The following is a 17,795-nucleotide window of genomic DNA, read 5'->3' on the forward strand; positions in this document are numbered from 1 at the left end:
AAGCCTTCTATAACAGCTTGCCGCCATTTGAAAAGGGAAGCTGTTGAATGCCTCATTTCTGTTTCAGTTCAATGTCGGACGCTGGGCGGGAAGCGGAATATCCGACGGCGGCTGCATGGCGGGCGCGGCCTGAATGACCTGTTCCACGCTTTGCTGGCGTGCGGCCGGGGCCTGAGACGGTGCCGGCGAATAGGCCTGGGCGGCAAGACCCTCGGGATTGGCGGAAGGGGCGGCGGCCACGGCGGCGCAGGCCGAGGGCAGGTCGGAGACCATAACCGGGCGCGGTTTCACCGGCTTGGCATTGGGGTCCTTCTTCGGCGGCGCCCATGGTTCCTTGCTGAACCACCAGGCAAGCGACTTGTCGCAGCCGTCGCCTTTGCCGACGGAGGCCTGCGGTTTGCAATTGGGAGCGCCGGGCGGGCATTCGAGACGGATGTGAAAATGCTCGTCATGGCCATAGATCGGCCTGATCTTGCCCATGAAGGTGCGGTCGCCAGTCCATGTCTGGCAGAGCTTCTGCTTGATGGCCGGGTTGACGAAGACACGCTCCACCTGCGGGTAACTTGCCGCCATCATCACCAGCCGGGCATTCAGCGGCGACCATTTGCGGTCATCCACCGTCAGGAACTTGCTCTTGTCCAGCATCGAGATGAAAGGCACCGTTTCGCGCTGTTCCACGGTCAGCCGGGGGGTGGGCATGGGCCGCCACCACACATCGACATCGAGGCCGATCTGGTGTGAGGCGTGGCCGGTCAGCATCGGGCCGCCGCGCGGCTGGGAAATATCGCCGAGCAGCAATCCCGGCCAGCCGATCTTCTGGGCGTCCTGCGAAAATTGCTCAAGGAAGGAAATCAGCTGCGGCTGGCCCCAGCGCCGGTTGCGCGACAGGCGCATGGCCTGCCAGCCGGGGCCGTCCGTCGGCATGGCGATGGCGCCGGACTGGCAACCCTTGGCATAGGAGCCGATCGGCTGCGAGCCCGTGGCGGAAGGCAGGGCCATGTGGCCAAACACTTCTTTCGCGGGCCTGTCTTCAGCCGATGCGGTCTCGATTTGCAATTGCAGCGCCGAGACGACCGACATCGCCAGCATGGCCGCCTTGAAAACTCTTGTTGATCCCGCCGTCATATAGCCTGCCCGTCCGATCAGGTGATTCTCTTCCCCCAAGAATAAACTGGAACGGGATTTTGTTGAAACCATGTTTCGCCTAGTCCTCGCAAAGCGGGGATAAAGACGCCGATAAAGAGCTTGTGAGGCAGCGCATCTGTTTTTTGCCAATCTTTCTTTTATGCTCTCTCCAGCAAGCACAAAAACAGGGACATTCCCCCGATGATATTGGCACCACTGAAATCCCGTATCCTTATCGCTATCGCGGCATCCGCCCTGCTGATACCGGCGGCGGCTTCCGCCCAGTCAGCGGATGTCTGGCGAAAGGGGATTTCGACGGTCGGGGAGCTGAAACATCCTGATGGTTTCGACCATTTCGACTATGTGAATACCAAGGCGCCGAAGGGCGGCACATTGCGCCTGTCGACATCAGGCACTTTCGACACGCTCAACCCGCTGCTCGCCAAGGGCGAAAGGGCGACGGGCCTTTCGCTGGTTTACGATACGCTGATGAAATCGACGGAAGAGGAGCTTTCGGCCTCCTATGGTTTGCTGGCCGAGGGCGTGAGTTATCCCGACGATATTGCGAAGGCGACGTTCCGGCTGCGGCAGGACGCCAAATGGGCCGATGGCAAGCCGGTGACGCCGGAGGATGTCGTCTTCAGCTTCGAAAAAGCGAAGGATCTGAGCCCACAACTCTCGACCTATTATACCCACGTCACCAAAGCGGAAGTGAGCGGCGAAAGAGACATCACCTTCACCTTCGATGAAAAGAACAATCGCGAATTGCCGCAGATCGTCGGGCAATTGCTGATCGTTCCCAAGCACTGGTGGGAAGGCACAGGTCCGGACGGCAAGCCACGCGACATATCGCGCGGTACGCTGGAGCCGGTCATGGGCTCCGGCCCTTACAGGATCGCAGCCGTCTCCCCCGGCTCGTCCGTCACCTATGAACTCCGTGACGATTATTGGGGCAAGGACGTCAATGTGAATGTGGGGATGAATAATTTCAAAACCATTGCCTACACCTTCTTTGCCGATCAGGACGTGGAGTTCCAGGCCTTCAAGTCCGGCACCGTCGATTTCCGGCAGGAAGCCTCCTCCAGCCGCTGGGTCACGGGTTATGATTTTCCGGCCGTGAAGGAAGGCCGCGTCAAGAAAGAGGAATTGCCGAATATCTATCGCTCGGTTGGCATCATGCAGGCCTTCGTGCCGAACATGCGGCGCGAGAAGTTCCAGAACCCGAAACTGCGCAAGGCACTGAACTACGCCTTCGATTTCGAGGAGCTGAACCGCACGCTGGCTTACGGCCAGTTCCAGCGCATCAACAGCTTCTTCATGGGCAGCGAACTGGCCTCCTCCGGACTGCCGACAGGCCGCGAACTGGAAATTCTTCAGGAGCTGAAGAATCAGGTCCCGCCGGAAGTCTTCACGACGGAATATCGCAACCCGGTGGCCGGTGATCCCGCCAAGCAGCGCGACAATCTGCGCGAAGCGGTCAAGCTGATGAAGGAGGCCGGTTACGAGCTGCGCGGCAACCGCATGGTCAATGCGGCAACCGGCCAGCAGCTGGATATGGAGTTTCTGATCGATTCCTCCGGTATGGAAAGAACCATTCTTCCCTATGTCCAGAACCTGAAGAAGATCGGCATCAACGCCACCATCCGCACAGTCGACGCCTCACAATATACCAACCGTACCCGCAGCTTCGATTTCGACGTCACGATCAAGCTCTGGGCGACGTCGGCCAATCCCGGAAACGAGCAGGCGGATTTCTGGGGTTCGGCAGCAGCCGACCGGCAGGGTTCCAACAACGTCGCCGGCATCAAGAACCCGGCCGTCGATGCCTTGGTCAGGAAGGTCATATTTGCGCCCAACCGGGATGAACAGGTGGCCGCCGCCCGCGCGCTCGACCGGGTGCTTCTGGCAAACAGCTATGTCATTCCGCAATTTTACCGTGGCGAGATGTTCATCGCCTACTGGAACACCCTCGTCCGCCCTGAAAACCTGCCCGAATATGGCGTCGGTTTTCCGGACGCGTGGTGGTCCAGCCAGGCCGGGAATTGAGGCCGGCCTTGCTTTCGCGGCGAAGGCTTGATTCACATAGGGCGAGACGAATCGCTTGGAGCGCATGCAAGGCGCTTTCACGAAAGGACCGGGTTTGACTGAAACGAAAACCGCTGGCGTAACGGCCGGGAGCAGAGGCTGATGGGCGCCTATATCCTCAGACGTCTGGCACTGATGATCCCGACGATCGTCGGCATCATGGGCATTTCGTTTCTCGTCATCCAGTTCGCGCCGGGCGGGCCGGTGGAACAGGTCGTGGCGCAGCTGACCGGGCAAGGCGACAGCGCCTCAGACCGGCTCTCGGGCGGCGGCGATCTCATGGGCCAATCCGGTGGTTTCGATGAAAGCGGCTCGAAATATCGCGGCGCCCAGGGTCTTGATCCGGAGCTGATCAAGAAGCTCGAAAAACAGTTCGGTTTCGACAAGCCGCCGCTCACCCGTTTTCTTGAAATGATGTGGAATTACATCCGCTTCGATTTCGGCGACAGCTTCTTCCGCAACTCGTCGGTGATCGATCTCATCATCGACAAGCTGCCGGTCTCGGCCTCGCTCGGCTTCTGGATCCTGATCATTTCCTACATCATCTCCATTCCGCTCGGCATCAAAAAGGCCGTGTCGGATGGTTCGACCTTCGATGTCTGGACATCGGGCATCATCATCATCGGTTATGCGGTGCCGAGCTTCCTCTTCGGCATCCTGCTCATCGTTCTTTTTGCTGGCGGTTCGTTCTTCGACTGGTTCCCGCTGCGCGGTCTGGTGTCTGATAATTTTGACCAGTTGAACTGGTGGCAGAAGATCATCGACTATTTCTGGCACCTGACCCTGCCTTTGATCGCGCTCTCCCTTTCGGCCTTCGCGACGACGACGCTTCTGACCAAGAATTCCTTCATCGACGAGATCAAGAAGCAATATGTCGTCACCGCCCGTGCCAAGGGTCTCACCGAACGCAGGGTTCTCTATGGCCATGTCTTCCGCAACGCGATGCTGATCGTGATCGCCGGTTTTCCGGGTGCCTTCATCTCGGCCTTCTTCACCGGCTCACTGCTGATCGAGAACATCTTCTCGCTGGATGGTCTTGGCCGTCTCGGTTATCTCTCGGTCGTCAACCGTGATTATCCGATCGTCTTCGGCACGCTCTTCATCTTCTCGCTGATGGGCCTCGTCGTCGGCCTCCTGTCCGACCTGATCTACACGTGGATCGATCCGCGCATCGATTTCGAGCGGAGGGACGTGTGATGACGCTTGTCCATCCCGCCGGAACTGAGACGCTGGTAAAGCCGAAGCGCCCGTGGTTTTCGCCGACGACCAAGCGCCGCTGGCAGAATTTCAAGGCGAACCGCCGCGGATACTGGTCCTTCTGGCTGTTCCTGATCCTGTTTTTCCTCAGCCTGATGGCGGAATTCATCGCCAATGACAAACCCATTCTCGCCTCCTACAAGGGCGAGCTTCTGGTGCCGGTCATGGTAGATTATCCGGAGGAGAAATTCGGCGGCTTCCTGGCCCAGACCGATTACAAGTCCTCCTTCATTCAGGACGAGATCAACGCCAATGGCTGGATGATCTGGCCGCCGATCCGTTATTCCTATCAGACGGTGAATTCCAATATTCCGCATTCGGCACCCACGGCACCCTTCTGGCTGATGGATGAAAAGGAGCGCTGCTCGGCCTACCCGCAAGGCAATGCCGATCCCGGCTGCACGCTCGGCAATCTCAACTGGCTCGGAACGGACAATCAGGCGCGCGATGTTACGGCGCGAATGATCTACGGCTTTCGCATCTCCGTGCTGTTCGGCCTGACGCTGACTATCGCATCGGCCCTCGTCGGCGTCACGGCCGGCGCCATTCAGGGTTATTTCGGCGGTTGGACGGACCTGCTTCTCCAGCGTTTCATAGAAATCTGGTCGTCCATGCCGGTGCTTTACATCCTGCTGATCATCGCGGCCATCCTGCCGCCGGGCTTCTTCGTGCTGCTTGGCATCATGCTGCTGTTTTCATGGGTCGGCTTCGTTGGCATTGTCCGTGCCGAATTCCTGCGGGCCAGAAATTTCGAATATGTCCGTGCTGCCCGGGCACTCGGGGTCGGCAACTGGACGATCATGTTCCGCCATCTTCTGCCCAACGCCATGGTGGCGACGCTGACCTTCCTGCCCTTTATCCTTTCGGGTTCGATCACCACGCTCACTTCGCTCGATTTCCTCGGCTTCGGCATGCCGCCGGGATCACCGTCTCTGGGCGAGATGATCGCGCAGGGCAAGAACAACCTTCAGGCGCCCTGGCTCGGCCTCACCGCCTTCTTCACCATGTCCATCATGCTCTCGCTGTTGATCTTCGTGGGTGAAGCGGTGCGCGACGCCTTCGATCCACGCAAGACGTTCCGGTGATCGCCATGACGGAAACAAATATCCAGCCGCTTCTCTCCGTCCGTGATCTCTCCGTCGCCTTCCATCAGGGGGGCGCGACCAGCGTCGCTGTCGATCACGTCTCCTTCGACCTGATGCCGGGCGAAGTTGTCGCTCTCGTCGGGGAATCCGGTTCAGGCAAATCGGTGACGGCGAATTCCATCTTAAAATTGCTGCCCTATCCGGCGGCGAGCCACCCATCGGGCAAAATCCTGTTCGACGGCAAGGACATGCTGACCCTGCCGGAACGGGCGCTGCGTGCCGTGCGTGGCAACGATATCACCATGATCTTCCAGGAGCCGATGACCTCGCTCAACCCGCTCCACACCATCGAGCGGCAGATCGGCGAGATACTGGAACTGCATCAGTCGATCACCGGGGCAGAGGCGCGGGCGCGTACGCTGGAACTGTTATTACAGGTCGGCATCCGCGAGCCGGAAAAGCGCCTGAAAGCCTACCCGCATGAACTCTCAGGCGGCCAGCGGCAGCGTGTGATGATCGCCATGGCGCTAGCCAACCGGCCAAAACTGCTGATCGCCGACGAGCCGACCACTGCGCTCGACGTGACGGTGCAGGCGCAGATTCTGGAACTGCTCGGTGATCTGAAAACGCAGCACGGCATGTCCATGCTGTTCATCACCCACGATCTTGGCATCGTCCGCAAATTTGCCGACCGCGTCTGCGTCATGACCAAGGGCAAGATCGTCGAGACCGGCACGGTGGAGCAGGTATTTACCGATCCTCAGCACGCCTATACGCGCCATTTGCTGGCTGCCGAGCCGAAGGGCGAGCCGCCGCATTCCGATGCGAGCAAACCGGTGGTCATGCAGGGTGACGACATCAAGGTCTGGTTCCCGATCAAGGCGGGACTGATGCGCCGGGTGGTCGACCATGTGAAGGCGGTGGACGGCATCGATATTACTCTGCGTGCCGGCCAGACCGTGGGCGTGGTGGGCGAATCCGGCTCCGGCAAGACGACGCTTGGTCTCGCGCTCTCGCGGCTTATTGCCTCGCAGGGCCGCATCAGTTTCATCGGCCAGTCGATCGACAGCTATTCCTATGAGATGATGAAGCCGCTCAGGAACCGGCTGCAGGTGGTGTTTCAGGACCCCTATGGTTCGCTCAGCCCGCGCATGTCGGTGGGCGAAATCATCGCGGAAGGCCTGAAGGTTCATGAGCGGTCTCTCTCAGCCGACGAGCGCGATACGCGTGTTGCGATCGCACTGGAAGAGGTGGGCCTCGATCCGGCGACCCGCTGGCGGTATCCGCATGAATTTTCCGGCGGCCAGCGTCAGCGCATCGCCATTGCCCGCGCCATGGTGCTTAAACCCCGTTTCGTCATGCTGGACGAGCCGACCTCCGCACTCGACATGAGCGTGCAGGCGCAGGTGGTCGATCTGCTGCGCGATCTCCAGGCGAAGCATGAACTCGCCTACCTCTTCATCAGCCACGACCTGAAGGTGGTGAAGGCGCTCGCCAACGACCTGATCGTCATGCGCCACGGCAAGGTGGTGGAGAGCGGTTCGGCGGCAGAGATTTTCGCCAATCCGCAGCAGGACTATACCAAGGCGCTCCTGGCTGCCGCCTTCAACATTGAAGCGGTGAAAACGAAAGCGGTCAGCCAGTAAGACGCATCGCATTTTCCATTAAGGCAATGATTTTTCTGTTGCTTCGCGGAAAACGCCGACCCATGTTGCGGTAAGCGTGACTGGGAAACGGATTGATTGCGATGGCAGCGGATGTGGTCGTTTTGGGAGCGGGGATCATCGGGGTCTCCGTCGCTTTGCAACTGGCCCGAAGGGGCAAATCGGTGGTGCTGGTGGACCGGCGCGGGCCGGGCGAAGAGACCTCCTTCGGCAATGCCGGGCTGATCCAGAGAGAGGGCGTGGTGCCTTATGGCTTCACGCACGACCTTGCGCTGCTGCTGCGCTATTCGCTGAACAACAGGATCGATGTCCGTTATCGGCTCTCGGCCTTGCCGAGGATTGCGCCTTTCCTCGGCCGTTACTGGTATAATTCCGCAACTTTGCGACATGCCGCGATTGCCCGCGCCTATACACCGTTGATCGAACATTCGGTCTCCGAGCACAGTATCCTGATCGACGAGGCGAAGGCTGGCGATCTGATCGTGAAAAACGGTTGGATGACGGCCTACAGGACCGCCGCAAGGCGGGACGCCGACTATGCCGTTGCCGAGGGTCTCCACCGTGACCACGGCATTTCCCACTCGAAACTCGATGCCGAGGAGCTGGCTACGGCCGAACCGTATCTCAGCCGTGATTTCGTAGGCGGCCTGAAATGGAATGATCCCTGGTCAGTACGCGATCCGCACGCGCTGACGCTTGCCTATGTCAAGCTGTTCGAAAGCCTTGGCGGAACCTTTGTCCGGGGTGATGCCTCCACCCTCAGCCAGACGGTTAGCGGCTGGACGGTGCGCACCGAGACAGGCGCGGTGGAGGCCGAACATGCCGTCGTGGCGCTTGGCCCCTGGGCGGACACGGTGACGGAAAGGCTGGGCTATCGCTTCCCGCTCGGCGTGAAGCGCGGTTACCACATGCATTATGCGCCGCAGGAAGGCACAAAGCTCAACAACTGGCTGATCGACGCGGAGCGCGGTTATTTCCTGGCGCCGATGCGAAAAGGCATCCGCCTGACGACCGGTGCGGAATTTGCCGAACGCGATGCGCCAAAATCCCCGGTACAGATCGAGCGGGCGGAACGGGTTGCCCGCACTGTCTTTCCCCTCGGCGGCAGGCTGGATGCGGAGCCGTGGATGGGTGCCAGGCCCTGCACGCCGGACATGATGCCGATCATCGGTAAGGCGCCGCGCCACAAGACCCTGTGGTTCGCCTTCGGCCATGCCCATCACGGTCTGACGCTTGGGCCGATCACCGGCCGTGTTCTGGCGGAAACCATGCTGGGAGAAGCGCCGGTTATCGCCATCAATGCCTATCGTCCGGAAAGGTTCAATCCCTGATAGCCGGAGCATCGGACCGAAAAGTGTAGTATGGTTTTCGGAAAATCCGATGCTCAAACAAAAACTTAGAGCGGCGGAACGATTCCGTTTTTATCTGCGCCGCACTAAATCCGCTGGCCTTCCTGTGACAGGCCACGTAACATGGCCCCATGCAAAGGGGAAAAGGGGCAAACGTCATCATGGTGGCGAGGTTTCTCATCTATCAGCAGCAGGACGACTTTCGTTAGCGAAACTCGCTGCGCATGAAACGAGATGGAAACGGCTTGCTGGTGCATGATGGATGATATTGAAAACGCAAAGAAATTTTTCGCCGATAACCCCGATATCGAAATTCTCGAAGCTTTTGTCATAGACGCGAACGGCGTTCCGCGCGGCAAATGGATTCCGCGCGAACGGGCAATCGACGTGCTTGAAAAGGGAATGGCGATCCCGCGATCCGTTTATGCGCTGGATATCTGGGGCAGGGATGTGCACGCCGCAGGTCTCGCCGAAGGCACGGGTGATCCGGACGGCTTTTGTTTCCCCGTTCCCGGCACGCTGTCACGCGTAACATGGCTTGGCCGTCCGACGGCGCAGGTTCTGCTGGCGATGAAAAACCCGGATGGAACCGGCTTTTACGGGGATCCGCGCCATGTTCTGTCGCAGGTTCTGAACGCCTATAAAAAGGCTGGCCTCACGCCGGTCGTTGCTACCGAACTGGAATTTTACCTGATCGATCCCGTTCGCTCGGCGCTTGATCCGGTGCGCCCGCCGCATAGCCGTGAGGGGCGCTGGCACACCGGCCAGACGCAGGTTCTGTCGATCTCCGAATTGCAGGATTTCGAGGATGTCTTCCATGATATCGCGACAGCCTGCCGCGCCCAGGGCGTGCTTGCCGATACGACGCTGCGGGAGAATGGCCCCGGGCAATACGAGATCAACCTCAATCATGTGCCGGATGCCCTGCAGGCCGCCGATTTCGCAGTCTTCCTGAAACGTATCGTCAAGGGCGTGGCGCGGCGGCATGAACTTGACGCCACCTTCATGGCCAAGCCCTATGGGCTACAGGCCGGCAACGGCATGCATGTGCATTTTTCCGTTCTCGACAGGGACGGCAGGAATATCTATGCCGGGGAAGACGGCCCTTCGGATGCGCTGATGCATTCGGTCGGCGGCCTGTTGGAAAACATGGGGGAGAGCATGGCGATCTTCGCACCCCATGCCAATTCCTATCGCCGCCTGACCCCCAGCGAACACGCTCCCACCTATGCCTCCTGGGGCATCGACAATCGCTCGGCGGCGGTGCGCGTGATCGTTGCCAGCAAGGCGGCGACGCGTATCGAGCATCGGGTGGCCGGCGCCGATACCAATCCCTATCTGGTCCTCGCGATGATCCTCAGCGCCGCACTTGCGGGCATGAAGGAGAAGCGCCAGCCCGGCGGCGCGATCGCCGGCGACAGCCACGCGATCAATCACGAACCGCTTCCCACCAACTGGGATTACGCGTTGCAGCGCTTCACGCGGTCGAGTTTTGCCTATGCAACGCTTGGCCAGAAGTACCGGACGCTGTTTTCCGCCTGCAAGCAGCAGGAGCTTTCCGAATTTTCCCTGCGTGTAACCGACGTCGAATATGACGCCTATATCAGGACGGTGTGAGATGGCTGAGGTAACGAATATTCCAAATCCCGGTCATACGTCGTCGTGGTATGCCGCCTCCGCCAATGTGAAAACCGTGCGGCCCTCGCTGGAGGGGACGCTGGAAGCCGATGTCTGCATCATCGGTGGCGGTTTCACCGGAATTTCCGCCGCGCTGGAACTCAGTGAACGTGGTTATTCCGTCATCGTTCTGGAAGGCGTGCGGGTCGGCTTCGGCGCTTCGGGCCGCAATGGTGGCCAGATCGTCAATGGCTATAGCCGTGATCTCGAAACCATCGCCCGACGTTACGGTCACGAAAAGGCGGTGAAGCTCGGAGAAATGTCGCTGGAAGGCGGCGCGATCATCCGTGGTCGCGTCGCCAAATACGGCATCGACTGCGATCTCGTCGATGGCGGTTTCTTTGCCGCCTTTACGCCGAAGCAGATTCGCGAAATGGAGGCTCACAAAGCCCATTGGGAAAAACACGGCCATGGCGGTCTCGAAATGGTCTCCACGGCGGATGTCAGCCATTATGTGAAGACCGACCGTTATGCCGGCGGCATGATCGACCGCTTCGGTGGCCACATCCACCCCCTCAATCTGGTGCAGGGTGAGGCCGTGGCGGCCGAACGCCTTGGAGCCCGTATATTCGAAAACTCCCGCGTCATCGCGGTGGAGCAGGGCGCCAATCCCATCGTGCGCACGGCAACGGGCAGCGTGAAGGCGAAATATGTTCTCGTCTGCGGCAATGCCTATCTCGGCACCCTGCTGCCGGAAATCGGCGAGCGGATGATGCCGGTCTCGAGCCAGGTCATGGCGACGGAGCCGCTTGATGCCGACTTGATCGAGGCCCTTCTGCCTGCCAATTATTGCGTCGAGGATGCCAATTACATTCTCGATTATTACCGCCGCACGTCGGATAACCGCCTGCTTTATGGCGGTGGCATCGGTTATGGTGGCAGCGACCCGGCCGACCTGACGGGTGTGATCCGGCCGAACATGCTGAAGACCTTTCCGCAACTGGAAAAGACCAGGATCGAATTCGCCTGGAGTGGTAACTTCGCGCTGACCCTGACGCGCATCCCGCATATGGGCAAGCTTTCGGATAATATCTACTTTTCACACGGCGACAGCGGCCATGGCGTGACGACCACCCATCTGCTCGGCAAGATATTGGGCGAGGCCGTTGCCGGCCACGCCGAACGTTTCGATATCTGGAGTTCGCTGCCGAACTACCCGTTCCCCGGCGGCAAGACGTTCCGCGTGCCGCTGACCGTGCTCGGCGCATGGTGGTACGGCTTGAGAGACAAGCTGGGGCTCTAGAACGTTACCGTCTTCAGGCCGGCAAGCGCGTTTGCGGTGATCTCTTCGGGTGTGGTGTCGATGCTGACGGTTACGACGCCCGGCTCGCCGGTCGGCACTTCCAGCGTGGCAAGCTGGGTCTGAAGCAGCGAGAGCGGCATGAAATGGCCCTTGCGTTCACCCATACGCCGGCTAAGCAGCTCCAGGCTGCCATCCAGATAGATGAAAACGAGCGGACCACCGGTCGCTTCGCGAAGACGGTCGCGGTAGATTTTCTTGAGTGCGGAGCAGGAAACCACGACACCCTTACCTTCGCTACCCTTGCGCAGTTCCGCACCGATCAGGTCGAGCCACGGCCAGCGATCTTCGTCCGTCAGCGGAATGCCCTCGGACATTTTATCGACGTTGGATTTCGGGTGAAGCTTGTCGCCCTCTATGAAGGCAACGCCCAGTTTCTCAGCTACCGCTTCCGCGACCGTGGACTTGCCAGAGCCGCTCACTCCCATCACGACAATTGCCTGTGTCACCCGAACCTCGAATGTTTCTGTTTCGACGGTCAGCCCCTACCATGTGCGGCGGGTGGCGGGAACCTTAAATTTGGGTGGCTCCGTATGTCAGTGCCCGGTTTTGCCGGCTGCGGACCTTTCCAGTGCGGAAAAGCCGGCGTGGATGAGGATCGCCAGTGCCGCGACGATCAAACCTCCCTGGAGAATGAAGGCGAGATTGTTGGATTGCAGGCCGGCGATGATCACTTCGCCGAGCGTGCGGGCGGCAACGGTCGAACCGATGGTGGCGGTGGAAAGGCTGATGACCGCCGAAAGGCGGATGCCGGCGAGAATGGCCGGAAGGGCAAGCGGCAGCTCCACTTTGACCAGCCGCTGCCAGCCGGTCATGCCGCTGCCTCTGGCGGCATCCATCACCGTGGCCGGTAGGGTGGTCAGCCCGGTCAGCGTATTTTCGAACACCGGCAGAAGCGCATAAAGAAACAGGGCGATGAGCGTGGGTTTTTCGCCAAAACCCATCATCGGCACGGCCAGTGCCAGCACCGCCACCGGCGGAAAGGTTTGGCCGATATTGACGATGCTGCGCGACAGCGGCAGGAAATCCGCCCCGAAAGGCCGGGTGACGAGAACCGCAAGCGCCCCCGCCGTGAGCGTGGCCAGTCCGGTCGCGATCGCAACGGTGGTCAGATGCGAGAGCGTCAGGGAAAAGAGATTGGCCTGCGTGTAGATGGCTGGCGCATTGGCCTGCACGAGAGGGCGAAAGATCGGCGCGAAGATTTGCGGTGCGGCAAGAAAGATGATCAGCGCCAGCACCAGAAGCCCGAGAGAAAGAAATGAGAATGCGTTTTTCATGGGGCGCCAGTGGCGCGCTGGAGGAGAACATCACGCCGCACCCGGCCGACGGGTTGCCCATCGTCTTTTATCACAGGCAAGACATCGCAGCCCGCCCACAACATGGCCGACAGGGCATCGCGCTGGCTGGTGCTTTCGGTGAGCGGCGTACCTTCCGCACTTCCCGGCTCCACGATGTCGGCGACGGAGAGAACCGAAAGCAGTTTCAGCGCGCGTTCGTTTTCGCCGATCATGGTGCGGACGAAATCCGTCGCCGGTTTCAGCACCAGTTCCGCCGGCGGGCAATCCTGCACGATGCGGCCTTTGTCCATCACGGCAATGCGATCCGCCAGATGGAAAGCCTCGTCCATGTCGTGCGTGACGAGGACGATGGTGACGCCGAGCTTCTTCTGGATATCGAGAAGGTCGTTCTGGGCCTTGGCGCGGATCACCGGGTCGAGCGCGCCGAAGGGTTCGTCCATCAGGAGAATGTTCGGTTCTGCCGCCAGTGCGCGGGCCACACCGACACGCTGCTGCTGGCCGCCGGAAAGCTCATGCGGAAAACGATCCGCATAAAGCCCGGGATCAAGCTGGAAGAGGTGCATGAGTGCATCGATCTTGGCCTTTATGCGCTGGCGGTCCCAGCCGATCAACTGCGGCACGGTCGCGATATTTTCCGCCACGGTTCGGTGCGGAAAAAGTCCATGGCCCTGAATGGCGTAGCCGATCTGACGGCGTAGTTTGAAACCCGGAATGGCGCTGACATCTTCGCCGTCGATGCGGATCGCACCGGAGGTCGGTTCCACCAGCCGGTTGATCATGCGCAGCAGGGTGGTTTTCCCCGATCCGGACGTGCCGACGATGACGGTCACGGTGCGCGGCGCAACGGTCAGTGATACCTGATCCACAACGGCCGTATCGCCATATCGTTTCGTGATGGTGTCGATCTCGATCATGGCTTCTGCCTTTCGCCTGCGCTGAAGAGATTGCTGTCTATGAGGGCGTCGAGTGTGATCGCGGCGGCAAAGCCAAGGAGAACGGTCGGCACGGTGCCGAGCAGCACAAGATCCATGGCTGTCTGCCCGATGCCCTGAAACACGAAAACACCAAAACCGCCGCCGCCGATCAGGGCGGCGATTGTCGCGAGCCCGATATTTTGCACCAGCACGATGCGAATGCCGGTGAGAATGACCGGCATGGCGAGCGGAAATTCCACCTGCAGCAACCGCTGCACCGGTGTCATGCCAAGCCCGCGTGCCGCTTCCAGGACCGCCTGGGAAACGCCGGCAAGACCGACCACCGTGTTGGAAACGACCGGCAGCAGCGAATAGAGAAACAGCGCCACGAAGGCCGGCGCCATGCCGATGCCGGCAATGCCGATCCTCGCCGCGCCCGGCACGGTGGCTGCAATCCATCCGAGCGGGGCGATCAGAAGGCCGAACAAGGCGATGGAGGGGATGGTCTGGACGATATTGAGACTGTTCAGAACGCCTGCCCGCAGCCGCTCGACCTTGTAACAGAGGACGCCCAGAGGAATACCCACGACGGTCGCGGCGATCAGTGAGCCGATGGCAAGCTCCACATGCCGCACGGCCTCGGTCCAGAATATGTCGGCCCGGCTGGTATATTCCTTGATGATGGAGAGGTCGTTCCAGAGGCCGCTTGCCAGCAGCGTGGAAAGTGCGGCGGTCGCCAGCAGCAACAGCAAGATCCGGATGGCGGGTTTCGGCTCAAGACGTGCGATACAGTCCGTGGCGAGCAGAGCCAGCCCGGCAAAGAGCAACCAGAAACCGCTCGACGGCGAGACGCGGGCAAAACCGTTTCCTTCCGGCGTGAGAAAGGAGGCCGCCTGTCCGACAAAAACCGAGAGCGCCGCTAGACCGCCCAGTGCGGCTGCAAGCTTCAGCCGCGCGGGAAAGCGGAAAAAGGCGATGAATGCCGCAAGAAGAATGATCGCCGCAAGGAGTGTCGCGGCCGGCGATGGTAGGGCCTCGAAGATTGTTCGTGTTTCCCCCTGAACAATCCGGTTGGCGCGAAACGTCATGAAGGGCGATGCAAAAAGCGCATAAAGAAGCAGGCACGAAATCAGCACGCCCACCTTGTCAGGCCATTTCGTCAAATCCTGCTCCCCTGTACCCTGGGTTGGGATCGGATGATGAGACCGCTTCCGTTCTCATCCCTCCTCTTCCAGCGCCATGAGCCACTACTTGACGAAACCGTTCTTTGTCAGGAAGTCCAGCGCCACGGTCTTCGCCTGCTCGCCGCCTACCTGCACGCGGGCATTCAGATCCTGCAGGGTCGCAAGATCAAGCTTTTCGAACACGGGTTTCAGCAGCTCCTCGATATTGGGGTGCTTTTTCAGAACCTCTTCGCGAATGATCGGCGCGGGCTGATAGACCGGCTGCACATGCTTGTCGTCTTCCAGAACCACAAGACCGGAAGGGGCGATGCCGCCGTCCGTGCCATAGACCATGGCGGCATTGGCATTGTTCGTCTGGTTGGCGGCAGCGGCAATCGTGGCCGCTGTGTCACCACCGGAAAGCGTGATCAGCTGGTCCGGCTTCATGGTGAAACCATAGGTCGTCTGAAACGCCGGCAGGGCGGCGGCGGAATTGACGAATTCGGAGGAGGCGGCAAGAACCACCGCACCGCCATCGGTAATATATTTGCCGAAGTCGGAAAGCGTCTTCAGATTGTTCTTGTCGGCGACGTCCTTGCGCAGTGCAATCGCCCAGGTGTTGTTGGCCGGAGATGGCGTCAGCCAGACGATCTTGTTGGCATCGTAGTCGAGCGTTTTTGCCTCTTCATACCCCTTGGTGGCGTCCTTCCAGAGCGGATCATCCGCCTTGGAGAAAAAGAAGGCGGCATTGCCGGTATATTCCGGATAGATGTCGATCTCACCTGCGGTGATTGCTTTTCGAACGACCGGGGTTGCGCCGAGCTGGATGCGATCCGTCGTCTCGATCTTGTTCTGGTTCAGGACAGCGAGGATGATGTTGCCGAGAACGCCGCCCTCCGTGTCGATCTTCGACGACACCACCACCTGCGCCTGAGCGATGGAAACAGAAAAGGCAAGCGCAAGTCCGGCGCCTGTCAACGTCATCAAGCGGTTCATGAATAGTCCTCCGGTGGGTCAGCCTGCCGAACAGGCGAAAGATCGCCGCCGCAATTGCGGCAGAGTATCAACGGCCGGGAGGAAAAAAGGTTGCACGCCGTCCGAATTTTCGCGTCGAGGGTCCGGTTGGCACCGAGAGCCAGCGCTCGTCAGGCGTCGCCGTCCCGCTTGCGGGCATCCTTACCCATGACGAGCGGCATGAGAACGGACAGGAAGAGAAGCCGGATGACGTGATGTGAGCCGACATAGGCGGTATCGGCATGCATCATCACCGCCATGGCCGCCATGGTTTCAAGACCACCCGGCGCATAGGCGATCATGACCGCATTAAGCGGCACGCCGGTCACGCGGGAAATCAGCCAGGCAATGCTGCCGGCAATCACCATCACGGCAATGGTGACGACGAGGCCGGCCAGAAAGCCCTTGCGGACCTCCATCAGCGAGACATTCGAAAAGCGCGTGCCGATAAGGCAGCCGATCAGCACATAGACCGGCAGGCTGAGCCAAGTGGGCACGCCACCTTCGGTGAGGCCGGTAATATGCGTGCCGATGGAGATCGCAACACCACCGAGCAACAGGGCGGCGGGGAATTTCCAGCGCAGGAAAAGCCATCCGGTCAGAAGCGAGGCGGCGATGGTGAGCGCCAGCGTAAAAAGGCCCATTGGCGGGTTTGTGATCAAGGGTTCCGTACTGACCAGATCGAAATATTCGACGATCAGCGGCACGGAAAGCGTAAGCGCCAGTACCCTGACACTTTGCACGATGCTGACGGTCGCAAGGTCGCTTTTCGTCTCGGCACCGAGGCTGATGATGTAGCTGAGATGGCCGGGGGAAGCGCCGAGCATCGCCGTCGTCCGGTCGTAACCGAAACCGTAATGCAGGATCCAGTAAGCGACATAGAGCATGATCACGACGGCGACGAGGACGACGGCGAAGCTCAATGGCCATGTCTTGGCGGCGTCGATGACCGAGGGCGTTACGCTCGTTCCCATGGAAATGCCGACGACAACGAAACAGGCATTGCGGATGAAGGCGGGAACGCCAAGCCTTATGCCGGCCAATCCCGTGATCGTCACGGCAAGTGCCGGCCCGGAAAGAAACGGCGCTGGAATATTGATGAGGCTGGCAAGCAGTGCACCCATGCTGCCGACAAGCGCGGTAAGCGCAAATGTGTGGAATTCAGGCTTGATGATCATTGCGACGCTGATTGGTTGCTTGAAAAAGCTCGCGACCAAATGCGCCGCTTCGTCTCGCGGCGTCAACCTTGAGGGCTGAAAATATTACATTTCATGAGCATTTCATAAAAAAAGCCCGTGACCTGTGGCACGGGCTCTGGATGTCGCCGTTTGGGCAACGAAAAGGTCAGGCAGCCGGAAGTGCGGCAACCTTCGGCATTTCCGTATCGAGCCCAAGCAGGAAGTTGATCTGCGGGCGCGCCTTGACGAGATCGTCGATCGAATATTCCGTCAGCACGTCGAAGAAGGCATTCAGCGCCTTGCGCAGCGCTGAATTCAGGCCGCAGCTGTCCACGAGCGGACATTCAACAGCGCCGTCCTCAAAGCACTCAGCCATGGCGAAGCTGTCTTCCGTCACCCGCACGACGTCGAACAGGCTGATCTTGTCGGCAGGCTTGCCAAGGCGCACGCCGCCATTGCGGCCGCGCACGGTTTCGACGAGGCCCGCTTTGTTGAGCGGCTGCAGGATCTTGAACAGGAACAGCTCAGATACGCCATAGGCCCTGGCAATCTCTGGAATGCGGCTCAGCTTGCCTTCATTCGCAGCGCAATACATCAACATGCGAACGGCATAGTTGGTCTGTTTGGTCAAACGCATGCTGGTCTCCTAACTCTCAATGTGGAGTTATATAGTCTCTTTTTCAGTT

General features: G+C 59.8%; 15 protein-coding genes. 7 read left to right on the top strand and 8 right to left on the bottom strand.

Going from position 1 to position 17,795, the window contains the following annotated elements; translation table 11 throughout:
* Nucleotides 1-63 precede the first annotated feature (63 nt).
* Complete coding sequence (gene mepA, locus O3S81_RS05785; RefSeq protein ID WP_269341507.1) at nucleotides 64-1,125, bottom strand: penicillin-insensitive murein endopeptidase; 1,062 nt, start codon at nucleotides 1,123-1,125, stop codon at nucleotides 64-66.
* Between the two features lie 201 nt (nucleotides 1,126-1,326).
* Here mepA and O3S81_RS05790 point away from each other — a divergent pair, with 201 nt between their 5' ends.
* From O3S81_RS05790 to O3S81_RS05820, 7 genes are all read left to right on the top strand, one after another.
* Nucleotides 1,327-3,171 (top strand): extracellular solute-binding protein, encoded by a 1,845-nt coding sequence (locus O3S81_RS05790; RefSeq protein ID WP_269341508.1) that lies wholly within the window; start codon nucleotides 1,327-1,329, stop codon nucleotides 3,169-3,171.
* A 141-nt stretch (nucleotides 3,172-3,312) separates the two neighbouring features.
* The gene (locus O3S81_RS05795; protein ID WP_269341509.1) at nucleotides 3,313-4,407 is read left to right on the top strand and encodes a microcin C ABC transporter permease YejB; all 1,095 of its coding nucleotides are present in this window, start codon (nucleotides 3,313-3,315) and stop codon (nucleotides 4,405-4,407) included.
* The gene (locus O3S81_RS05800) at nucleotides 4,407-5,552 is read left to right on the top strand and encodes an ABC transporter permease (protein ID WP_269341510.1); all 1,146 of its coding nucleotides are present in this window, start codon (nucleotides 4,407-4,409) and stop codon (nucleotides 5,550-5,552) included. Before O3S81_RS05795 ends, O3S81_RS05800 begins: the two co-directional genes overlap by 1 nt.
* Before the next feature lie 5 nt (nucleotides 5,553-5,557).
* Nucleotides 5,558-7,198, top strand: coding sequence for an ABC transporter ATP-binding protein (locus O3S81_RS05805; RefSeq protein WP_269341511.1), 1,641 nt, complete (start codon nucleotides 5,558-5,560; stop codon nucleotides 7,196-7,198).
* A 101-nt stretch (nucleotides 7,199-7,299) separates the two neighbouring features.
* A complete protein-coding gene (locus O3S81_RS05810; RefSeq protein WP_269341512.1) occupies nucleotides 7,300-8,547 on the top strand; it encodes an NAD(P)/FAD-dependent oxidoreductase in 1,248 nt (415 codons plus the stop codon).
* Between the two features lie 273 nt (nucleotides 8,548-8,820).
* Nucleotides 8,821-10,182 (top strand): glutamine synthetase family protein, encoded by a 1,362-nt coding sequence (locus tag O3S81_RS05815; protein ID WP_269341513.1) that lies wholly within the window; start codon nucleotides 8,821-8,823, stop codon nucleotides 10,180-10,182.
* A gap of 1 nt (nucleotide 10,183) precedes the next feature.
* Nucleotides 10,184-11,485, top strand: coding sequence for an NAD(P)/FAD-dependent oxidoreductase (locus tag O3S81_RS05820; RefSeq protein WP_269341514.1), 1,302 nt, complete (start codon nucleotides 10,184-10,186; stop codon nucleotides 11,483-11,485).
* On the opposite strand, the gene O3S81_RS05825 is transcribed toward O3S81_RS05820, so the two are convergent.
* The 7 genes from O3S81_RS05825 to rirA form a co-directional block, all read right to left on the bottom strand.
* Complete coding sequence (locus O3S81_RS05825) at nucleotides 11,482-11,970, bottom strand: gluconokinase (protein WP_269342400.1); 489 nt, start codon at nucleotides 11,968-11,970, stop codon at nucleotides 11,482-11,484. The genes O3S81_RS05820 and O3S81_RS05825 overlap by 4 nt on opposite strands.
* A 108-nt stretch (nucleotides 11,971-12,078) precedes the next feature.
* Nucleotides 12,079-12,819 carry an ABC transporter permease gene (locus O3S81_RS05830; RefSeq protein WP_269341515.1) on the bottom strand — a complete coding sequence of 247 codons (741 nt, stop codon included), beginning with the start codon at nucleotides 12,817-12,819 and terminating at the stop codon, nucleotides 12,079-12,081.
* A complete protein-coding gene (locus tag O3S81_RS05835; protein WP_269341516.1) occupies nucleotides 12,816-13,754 on the bottom strand; it encodes an ABC transporter ATP-binding protein in 939 nt (312 codons plus the stop codon). The genes O3S81_RS05830 and O3S81_RS05835 overlap by 4 nt, the downstream gene beginning before the upstream one ends.
* Nucleotides 13,751-14,917 (bottom strand): ABC transporter permease, encoded by a 1,167-nt coding sequence (locus O3S81_RS05840; protein ID WP_269341517.1) that lies wholly within the window; start codon nucleotides 14,915-14,917, stop codon nucleotides 13,751-13,753. Before O3S81_RS05840 ends, O3S81_RS05835 begins: the two co-directional genes overlap by 4 nt.
* 84 nt (nucleotides 14,918-15,001) lie before the next feature.
* Nucleotides 15,002-15,913, bottom strand: coding sequence for a glycine betaine ABC transporter substrate-binding protein OsmF (gene osmF / locus O3S81_RS05845; protein WP_269341518.1), 912 nt, complete (start codon nucleotides 15,911-15,913; stop codon nucleotides 15,002-15,004).
* A gap of 149 nt (nucleotides 15,914-16,062) precedes the next feature.
* On the bottom strand, nucleotides 16,063-17,109 hold the full coding sequence (locus O3S81_RS05850) for an AbrB family transcriptional regulator (protein ID WP_269341519.1): 1,047 nt from the start codon (nucleotides 17,107-17,109) through the stop codon (nucleotides 16,063-16,065).
* 166 nt (nucleotides 17,110-17,275) lie between these two features.
* The gene (gene rirA / locus O3S81_RS05855) at nucleotides 17,276-17,746 is read right to left on the bottom strand and encodes an iron-responsive transcriptional regulator RirA (protein ID WP_269341520.1); all 471 of its coding nucleotides are present in this window, start codon (nucleotides 17,744-17,746) and stop codon (nucleotides 17,276-17,278) included.
* Nucleotides 17,747-17,795: the final 49 nt, after the last annotated feature.

This window comes from Agrobacterium sp. SOY23 (assembly GCF_027212525.1).
GTDB classification, from domain to species: Bacteria; Pseudomonadota; Alphaproteobacteria; order Rhizobiales; family Rhizobiaceae; genus Agrobacterium; species Agrobacterium tumefaciens_I.

Excerpts from the sequence above, each read along its gene's own strand:
- mepA (WP_269341507.1), bottom strand. The coding sequence starts at position 1,125 with ATGACGGCGGGATCAACAAGAGTTTTCAAGGCGGCCATGCTGGCGATG.
- O3S81_RS05790 (WP_269341508.1), top strand. The coding sequence starts at position 1,327 with ATGATATTGGCACCACTGAAATCCCGTATCCTTATCGCTATCGCGGCA.
- O3S81_RS05795 (WP_269341509.1), top strand. The coding sequence starts at position 3,313 with ATGGGCGCCTATATCCTCAGACGTCTGGCACTGATGATCCCGACGATC.
- O3S81_RS05800 (WP_269341510.1), top strand. The coding sequence starts at position 4,407 with ATGACGCTTGTCCATCCCGCCGGAACTGAGACGCTGGTAAAGCCGAAG.
- O3S81_RS05805 (WP_269341511.1), top strand. The coding sequence starts at position 5,558 with ATGACGGAAACAAATATCCAGCCGCTTCTCTCCGTCCGTGATCTCTCC.
- O3S81_RS05810 (WP_269341512.1), top strand. The coding sequence starts at position 7,300 with ATGGCAGCGGATGTGGTCGTTTTGGGAGCGGGGATCATCGGGGTCTCC.
- O3S81_RS05815 (WP_269341513.1), top strand. The coding sequence starts at position 8,821 with ATGATGGATGATATTGAAAACGCAAAGAAATTTTTCGCCGATAACCCC.
- O3S81_RS05820 (WP_269341514.1), top strand. The coding sequence starts at position 10,184 with ATGGCTGAGGTAACGAATATTCCAAATCCCGGTCATACGTCGTCGTGG.
- O3S81_RS05825 (WP_269342400.1), bottom strand. The coding sequence starts at position 11,970 with ATGGGAGTGAGCGGCTCTGGCAAGTCCACGGTCGCGGAAGCGGTAGCT.
- O3S81_RS05830 (WP_269341515.1), bottom strand. The coding sequence starts at position 12,819 with ATGAAAAACGCATTCTCATTTCTTTCTCTCGGGCTTCTGGTGCTGGCG.
- O3S81_RS05835 (WP_269341516.1), bottom strand. The coding sequence starts at position 13,754 with ATGATCGAGATCGACACCATCACGAAACGATATGGCGATACGGCCGTT.
- osmF (WP_269341518.1), bottom strand. The coding sequence starts at position 15,913 with ATGAACCGCTTGATGACGTTGACAGGCGCCGGACTTGCGCTTGCCTTT.
- O3S81_RS05850 (WP_269341519.1), bottom strand. The coding sequence starts at position 17,109 with ATGATCATCAAGCCTGAATTCCACACATTTGCGCTTACCGCGCTTGTC.
- rirA (WP_269341520.1), bottom strand. The coding sequence starts at position 17,746 with ATGCGTTTGACCAAACAGACCAACTATGCCGTTCGCATGTTGATGTAT.